A 6,917-nucleotide genomic window follows, 5' to 3' on the forward strand; every position below is an offset into this window, starting at 1 on the left:
CGTTGGTCTCGAGGAATTCCTCGTCGCACTGGGCGATGATGTCGACAATGGCATTGCCGATGCAAAGCACGTCATAATCCGGCATCAAAATCTCCGCCAAAAACCCGAGCCGGCTTCTTGCCACGCCGGCCCGGCGCGGGTCTAGCGATTTGAAACCGGTTTGCCTAGGGCGTGACACGCAACTTTGGCGGAACAGGCAAAGGCGCATCAGCCGCGAGGCGCTATGACAATTCGACCGTGGCCGAAGCATTTCATCGCCGCACCGCCTATAAGCCTGGATCAGACGATCCCGCTTCGAAGGCGAGCCAGCCCCCAATGTCTACAAAAAGCATGTCGACGAAGAACGAGCCTGCAAAAAACGATCTGACCACCGACCTGGTACTGCTCGTCGTGCTGGCAGTGCTCTGGGGCGCCTCCTACACCTTCATCAAGATCGGCGTCGAAACCATCCCGCCGGTCACCTTCATTGCCGCCCGCACCCTGATCGCTGGCGGCATCCTGTTGGCCATCATCCGCTGGCGCGGGCTCGCCTTGCCGGGCGATGCTGCAAGCTGGCGCCGCTTCGCCTTCCAGGCCTGCCTCAACAGCGTTATTCCGTTCACCCTGATCGCCGCGGCCGAACGCTCGGTCGATGCCGGCCTCGCCACCATCCTCAACGCGACCTCGCCGATCTTCACCTTCCTCTTGACCGCGCTCATCACCCGCCACGAGCCGGTCACCTTGCGCAAACTGATCGGTGTGGGCGCCGGCATTGCCGGCATCTGCCTCATTATCGGCACGCAGGCGCTGAGTGGCCTCGGTCATGAATTGTGGGCGCAATTGGCAATCGTCGCCGCGACGGTCTGCTATGCCGGGGCCGCCATTTTCGGCCGCGGTTTCAAGGGCCTCGACCCAATGCTACCGGCCGCCGGTTCCATGTTGTGCGGCGCCGTCATCCTCGTGCCGCTCAGTCTGGTGTTCGACCAGCCGTGGACGCTGGCGCCATCGACCGCGTCGATCCTGGCCCTGCTCGGCCTGTCGGTCTTTTCCACCGCGCTGGCCTTCGTCATCTATTTCCGCCTCATCCACACGCTGGGTTCGGTCGGCACCACCTCGCAGGCCTATCTGCGCGTGCCGATCGGCGTCGGCATCGGCGCTCTCTTCCTCGGCGAAAGTCTTGGTTCGACGGCATGGCTGGGCATGGGTTTTGTCGTGGCCGGGGTCGCTGCCATGACCATCCCGGTTCGAAAGCCGGCATTTGCGCGGTAGACGCCAGCCCGCTTGTGCTCATGGCCTGCGCTGCCTATCTCGGAAGCATCCGCCTTTTAGGCGGCGTCCGCTAACCGGGGGTGTGACAAGGTGATTTTCGACGCTGCCCGCGCTGCGGCCCTCGAGCTGATTTCGCCTCCCTTTCGGGCCGTGTTCGTCAAGACGCTGGGCTTGACCGTGCTGGCACTGGTGGCTCTGTGGTTCGGCCTGACGAGCCTCGTCGAGTGGCTGGCGCTGCCGTGGCTGCAGACGCTGTTGCCCGGCATGCCGTCCTGGGCCGGGTGGCTCGGCGGCATCATCGCGGCAATAGCGCTTGCCTTCGGCATGGCGTTGCTCATCGCGCCGGTGACGGCTGTTGTCGCCGGCCTGTTCCTCGACGATATCGCCGAAGTGGTCGAGCGCACCGACTACCCCGGCGATCCGACCGGCCGCGCCATGCCGGCGCTGCGCTCGCTGGTGCTGTCGGCGCGATTCCTCGGTGTCGTCATTCTCGGCAACATCGTCGCGCTGCTGCTTCTCTTGGTGCCGGGCGTCAACATAGCCGCCTTCTTCATCGTCAACGGCTATCTGCTCGGGCGCGAGTTCTTCGAATTCGCCGCCATGCGCTTTCGCGGCGAAGACGAGGCCAGGGCCTTGCGCAGGCACTATGCCGGCACAGTGTTTCTCGCCGGGCTGCTCATCGCCGCTTTCCTCGCCGTGCCGTTGCTCAACCTGCTGACGCCGCTGTTCGCCGCCGCCATGATGGTGCATCTGCACAAGGCGATCTCGGTGCGGGAAGTGGCTCGCCCCTCACGCGGCTAGGCATTTTCTTCAGCGCAACAGAAATCCGCGTCCGAGCTCGTCATCGGCCTCGACGATGAATTCGGCCCGCCCGGAATAATAGGCGCGGCCGCCGACGCGGGCGATGATCGCCTCATGCCGTCCAGCCTTCGCCGTCCGCGCCACGGCTCCGGAAAAACGCGAGCCGGCGATGCTCTCGAATGTGCGCGTCTGTCCGATCGCGATCTCGCCCTTGGCATGCATGGCCGCCAGCCTTGCGGTGACGCCGGAACCGGTTGGCGAGCGATCGACCTCGGCTTCGGCGAAGACGCAGATGTTTTTGGTCACCTCGCCGGAAAATGTGTCGCGGCCGTCGGTCAGGATGGTGCCGTATAGGTAGGCTAGGTCGCCGTGGTCGGGATGCGACAGCGGAAATTCAGCCTTGAGCCTGTCCGTCAGCCCCGTTGCCGCATCGACGAAATCGCGCATCCGGCTTCTGCCGAATTCGAGCCCGAATTGGTGACAATCGGCCAGCGCGTAGAAGGCGCCGCCATAGGCGACGTCGAAGCCAATCGTGCCGTGGCCCGCCAATTCGATCGCCTGTCCACCGGCGAACAGGAAGGCCGGCACGCTTTCGAACGACACCGCACCGGCCTTGCCGTCCCTGACCTCGACCGAGGCGACGACCAGCCCGCACGGCGCCTCGATATTGACTGTCGTGACTGGTTCCTGTTTCGCCACCAGCCCTTCATCGATGGCGTAGCGGCCGAGCGCGACGATGGCGTGGCCGCACATCGTCGAATAACCCTCATTGTGCATGAACAGCACGGCGAGGTCGGCGCCGGGCAGGTCCGGCTCGACCAGCAAGGCGCCATACATGTCGTAATGGCCGCGTGGCTCGAACATCAGGATTTTCCTGAGATGATCGAGATGGTCGCGCACATAGGCGCGCTTTTCCAGGATCGTGCCCTTGGGGATACCGGGATAGCCGCCGGTGACGATCCTTAGCGGCTCGCCGCCAGTATGCATGTCGATCACGGTCAGCGTCATGCGACGGGCCCCATTAATCCGAAGATTTGCCGAAGAGGGCCTGCAATTTGCTGAACGGCATGGCGGCGCGGGTGAAGCCGAAGGTGCCGTCTTGCTGGATTTCGCGTGCCGCCGTTTCCAGCATGCCGTAGGCGAAATTGGTCAGCCACGGCCCGAGCGAGATACGCTTGACGCCGGCCATGGCGAGATCGGCGATGGTAAAACCCGGTACCGCCATGACATTGACCGGCTTGCTGACGGCAGAGCAGAGCGTGCGGATCATCTCGACGTTGCCGATGCCTGGCGCATAGAGTACGTCGGCGCCGGCCTTCTCGAACGCCTGCAGCCGCTTGATCGTGTCGTCGAGGTCGGACTTGCCCCAGAGGAAATTCTCGGCCCGCGCAGTGAAGACGAAATCGCGTTTCAGGGCCCGCGCCGCTTCCACGGCCGCCGCAACGCGTTCGACGGCGTGCGCAAAATCATAGATCGGCTTGTCCGGATCGCCGGTGTGGTCTTCGATCGAGCAGCCGGCAAGGCCGGCAGCTTCCGCCGCGAAGATGGTTTCGGCGGCCTGCTCGGCGCTGTCGCCCTTGCCTTTCTCGAGGTCGGCCGAGACCGGCAGGCTGGTCGCCGCGGTCACTTCGCGGCAATGGTGGATCATCTGGTCGAAGGTCACCGCGCCGTCCGGCAGGCCGCGCGAAAAGGCAAAGCCGGCGCTGGTCGTCGCCAGCGCCGTGAAGCCGAACGAGCCGAGCAGCTTGGTCGTGCCGATATCCCAGGGATTGGGCACGACGAAGGTCGAGGCATGCAGGTCGCGAAAGATCTTGCCCTTGTCCATGGTAGTTCCCCCATCATATGCGGTGTGGCCGAACGGATTTTATCCTGCTCCATCTGGCCGGGCAAACGAATGCGATTGGTTCAGAAGCGTTTGGCGTTCTCTCCTGCCAATTTGTCCAGCGCGTCGGAATCCTTGGCGTAGTGCGACGTTGTCTTGTCCCAATGATAGGTGACGGAGATGTCGTGAGATTCAGGTTTGGGCGGCTGGTCATCGCAGCTTTCGTCGTTCACGACGGTGGCATCGGTCACCGTTACCTTGATCGCCGCATGGCGTCGGCCCTCTGCGAAGGCTTTAAAGGCAACGTCCTGCGTCCGGCTATAGGCACACACGTGCTCGTCGAACAAATAGATGATGTCGATCAGCTTCAACTTGTCCCTGGCGACCATAATCAGCGGGACGATCATATAGTTCTGGTTTGAATTGGAATGCGAACTCTCGATCATGAGGATATCATCATTGGCGCCGATGCCGAGCTTGCCGGGTTCGCGGAAATAGGTGCTGCGGTCGAGGGCGACATTGGCGGCGTCGAGCAGCCTTGGTTTGCCCGTAATGTCGTAGAGCGCTAGCACCGCATAGCCTTCTGCGCTGTCTGAGGAATCGCCGAGATCGAACAGCATGGTCAGGCGGTCCTTGCCTCCCGCCTTGATGGCAAGCACGGAGGCATTGGAAAAGCCTGAGGTTTCGGGCGGCGAGCCGCCGCTGTCGGGTCCCTCGATATGGCGCATCGCGATCGGCAGCCCGCCCCTGTAAAAGCCATTCTTGTCGGCGGCGAGGTCTGGAATGATCATCCTGGCGAGGTCGAGATAGGTGATGTCTTTTTGGCCGGGCAGTGGGCTGCCGAGCTCCGGAAGGCTGGCGTCTTGCGCGCCGGCTGCGGTCCACAGCAATGGCAGCAGCATCACGGCGAGGATGAAGCGAAGCAGGTTCGTCGGCATGGTCGCCTCAGGCTGTCGGGCGCGCGGAACGTAGCACAGCCTCCCAACCCGTCCAGTCCGTCAGCCAGCTCAGTGGATCGGCACCAGCCCGGCCAGTTCGCGCATGTCGTCGAACAGGATGCCGCCGGCCTGGATAAGGCCGTCGCGGTCGGAATAGGGATCGGCGTGATAGGAAAACACCCGCATGCCGGCCGCGATGCCGGCCTGCGTGCCAGCGACGCTGTCCTCGATGACGATGCAGTCGGCAGGTGCAAAGCCCACGGTTTTCGCAGCATGCAGGAACAGGTCCGGAAACGGCTTGCCGCGCGCGACCATCGTCGAGGAAAACATCGCGTGTTCGAACAGCGGCAACAGCCCGGTCTGGCCAAGTGTGATGTGCATCTTCGACACCCGGGCCGAGGTGGCGACGCAATAGGCGATCCCGGCTGACCGCACGGCCTCGACGAATTCGCGGACATAAGGGATTGCTTCGACGCCGTGGGCGAACAGGTCTGGCAGGCCGGCGTTCCAGCGATCGACAAAATCGGCGCCAAGCCTGACGCTGGTCTTTTCTTCGATCTCTTTCTGCACCGACGCCATGCTGCGGCCGGAGAAATTCTTGCGGCAATATTCGAAGCTTGTCGGATAGCCGGCAGCGGTCAGCCATTCGGCAAGGCGCCGATTGGCCAGGTTCTCCGTGTCGACCAGGATCCCGTCGCAGTCGAAGATGACAAGTTTAGGCAGTTCAGGCATCAGGCGGTGCCGGTCGATCCGAACCCGCCCGCGCCGCGCGCCGTGCCGCCGGCCAGGTTGCGCTCTTCCACGGCGGCTTGCGTCACCGCGGCAAAAACGATCTGGGCGATGCGCATGCCGCGCGTCACGGCAAAGTCCTCGTCGCCGAGATTGATCAGCAGCACCTTGACCTCGCCGCGATAGTCGCTGTCGATGGTGCCGGGCGTGTTGAGGACGGTCAGCCCATGTTTGAAGGCAAGGCCTGAGCGCGGCCGCACCTGGCCTTCCATGCCTTCGGGAATTTCCAGGATCAGCCCGGTCGGCACCAGAGCGCGTTTTCCGGGCAGGATCAGCAGCGGCCGGTCGTCCGGCACCGCGGCGCGCAGATCCATGCCGGCAGCACCGGTGCTTTCATAAGCAGGAAGGGGAAGTCCTTCAGCATGCGGCAACCTGACGAAGCCGACGGTCGGACCGATGACGGAGGGAGTTTGAAGGGCTGCGCGCATAAAATCGATCCTATCGGCGCGATTGCCGATTCGGTCAATTCGCCCGCAAGCCTATCAACGGCTTTCTTTCAGGCATCAGTATGGCCTGACCTGAATCTCAACATACCTTAGCGCACTTCCATCGGAACCACCGTCGTCTCCTTGATCTCCTCCATCACGAAGGAGGCGGAGACGTCGGACAGCGCCACCTTGGCGATCAGCCGCTGGTAGAGCCGGTCATAGGCCTTCACGTCGGCGACGCGGGCGCGCAGAACGTAGTCGAGGTCGCCGGACATGCGGTAGACGCCGATGATCTCGGGAAAGCCGGTCACCGCCGCCCGGAATCTCTGCAGCCACTCCGGATCGTGGTTGGACGTGCGGATCAGGATGAAGACGGAAAGGCCAAGCCCGAGCTTTTCGGCATCGACCAGCGCCACCCTGCCGGTGATGACACCGGCCTCCTCCAGCCGCTTCACCCGGCGCCAGCAGGCATTGCGCGACAGCGCCACCCGTTCCGACAACTGGTCGACCGACAGCGTGCCGTCGCGTTGCAACTCGGCGAGCAATTTCCGGTCGATTTCGTCAATTTCCAGCGCCATGTGGGATATTTGTCCCATGCATCACCGAAATACAAGGACATTTTGAGACCGATGAACCGGCGAAGCATGTCAGGATACTCATATCAGGAACTTCAAGCGCTGAAGGGGAACCAGCATGTCGGTCGCAAGGATTTTCACCTCTCATCCGGCCAAGGTCGGCGAAACCTATTTCAGCCACATGGGCTTTGCCGCCTGGTTTTCGTCGCGCCTGTTGATGGCGGCCGGCGCCGCGCTCGTTCATGCTTTCTTGCCATTTCTGTTTGAAACTACCGCCAGCCGAATCGTTCGCGAGCTTTACGAGCGGACGCACAAC

The 6,917-nt window shown here is 62.9% G+C and carries 9 protein-coding genes; 3 read left to right on the forward strand and 6 right to left on the reverse strand.

Annotation, left to right across the window (positions count from 1 at the left end):
* The first annotated feature begins 315 nt into the window (after positions 1 to 315).
* The gene (locus tag EN991_RS17210) at positions 316 to 1,248 is read left to right on the forward strand and encodes an EamA family transporter (RefSeq protein ID WP_013528051.1); all 933 of its coding nucleotides are present in this window, start codon (positions 316 to 318) and stop codon (positions 1,246 to 1,248) included.
* A gap of 90 nt (positions 1,249 to 1,338) precedes the next feature.
* Complete coding sequence (locus EN991_RS17215; RefSeq protein ID WP_027163754.1) at positions 1,339 to 2,049, forward strand: sulfate transporter family protein; 711 nt, start codon at positions 1,339 to 1,341, stop codon at positions 2,047 to 2,049.
* Between the two features lie 9 nt (positions 2,050 to 2,058).
* Here the strand turns inward: EN991_RS17215 and EN991_RS17220 are convergent, their stop codons facing one another.
* From EN991_RS17220 to EN991_RS17245, 6 genes are all read right to left on the reverse strand, one after another.
* Positions 2,059 to 3,057: a proline racemase family protein gene (locus EN991_RS17220; RefSeq protein ID WP_064995777.1), complete on the reverse strand. Its 999-nt coding sequence runs from the start codon at positions 3,055 to 3,057 to the stop codon at positions 2,059 to 2,061.
* Between the two features lie 13 nt (positions 3,058 to 3,070).
* Entirely contained in the window at positions 3,071 to 3,874 is an 804-nt protein-coding gene (locus EN991_RS17225; RefSeq protein ID WP_024505790.1) for an oxaloacetate decarboxylase, read from the reverse strand.
* Between the two features lie 80 nt (positions 3,875 to 3,954).
* Complete coding sequence (locus EN991_RS17230; protein WP_127369194.1) at positions 3,955 to 4,809, reverse strand: hypothetical protein; 855 nt, start codon at positions 4,807 to 4,809, stop codon at positions 3,955 to 3,957.
* A gap of 69 nt (positions 4,810 to 4,878) precedes the next feature.
* Positions 4,879 to 5,541 (reverse strand): HAD family phosphatase, encoded by a 663-nt coding sequence (locus EN991_RS17235; RefSeq protein ID WP_127369195.1) that lies wholly within the window; start codon positions 5,539 to 5,541, stop codon positions 4,879 to 4,881.
* Positions 5,541 to 6,026: a dUTP diphosphatase gene (gene dut / locus EN991_RS17240; protein ID WP_013528045.1), complete on the reverse strand. Its 486-nt coding sequence runs from the start codon at positions 6,024 to 6,026 to the stop codon at positions 5,541 to 5,543. The genes EN991_RS17235 and dut overlap by 1 nt, the downstream gene beginning before the upstream one ends.
* A gap of 107 nt (positions 6,027 to 6,133) precedes the next feature.
* Positions 6,134 to 6,604: an Lrp/AsnC family transcriptional regulator gene (locus EN991_RS17245; RefSeq protein ID WP_013528044.1), complete on the reverse strand. Its 471-nt coding sequence runs from the start codon at positions 6,602 to 6,604 to the stop codon at positions 6,134 to 6,136.
* A gap of 115 nt (positions 6,605 to 6,719) precedes the next feature.
* Between EN991_RS17245 and EN991_RS17250 the strand changes: the two genes are divergently transcribed.
* On the forward strand, positions 6,720 to 6,917 hold a 198-nt coding region (locus EN991_RS17250; protein WP_127369196.1), incomplete at its 3' end, for a DUF6356 family protein.

Origin of the sequence: Mesorhizobium sp. M7A.F.Ca.US.005.03.2.1 (genome assembly GCF_003997795.1) — a bacterium.
In the GTDB taxonomy this organism is placed as follows: Bacteria; Pseudomonadota; Alphaproteobacteria; order Rhizobiales; family Rhizobiaceae; genus Mesorhizobium; species Mesorhizobium ciceri.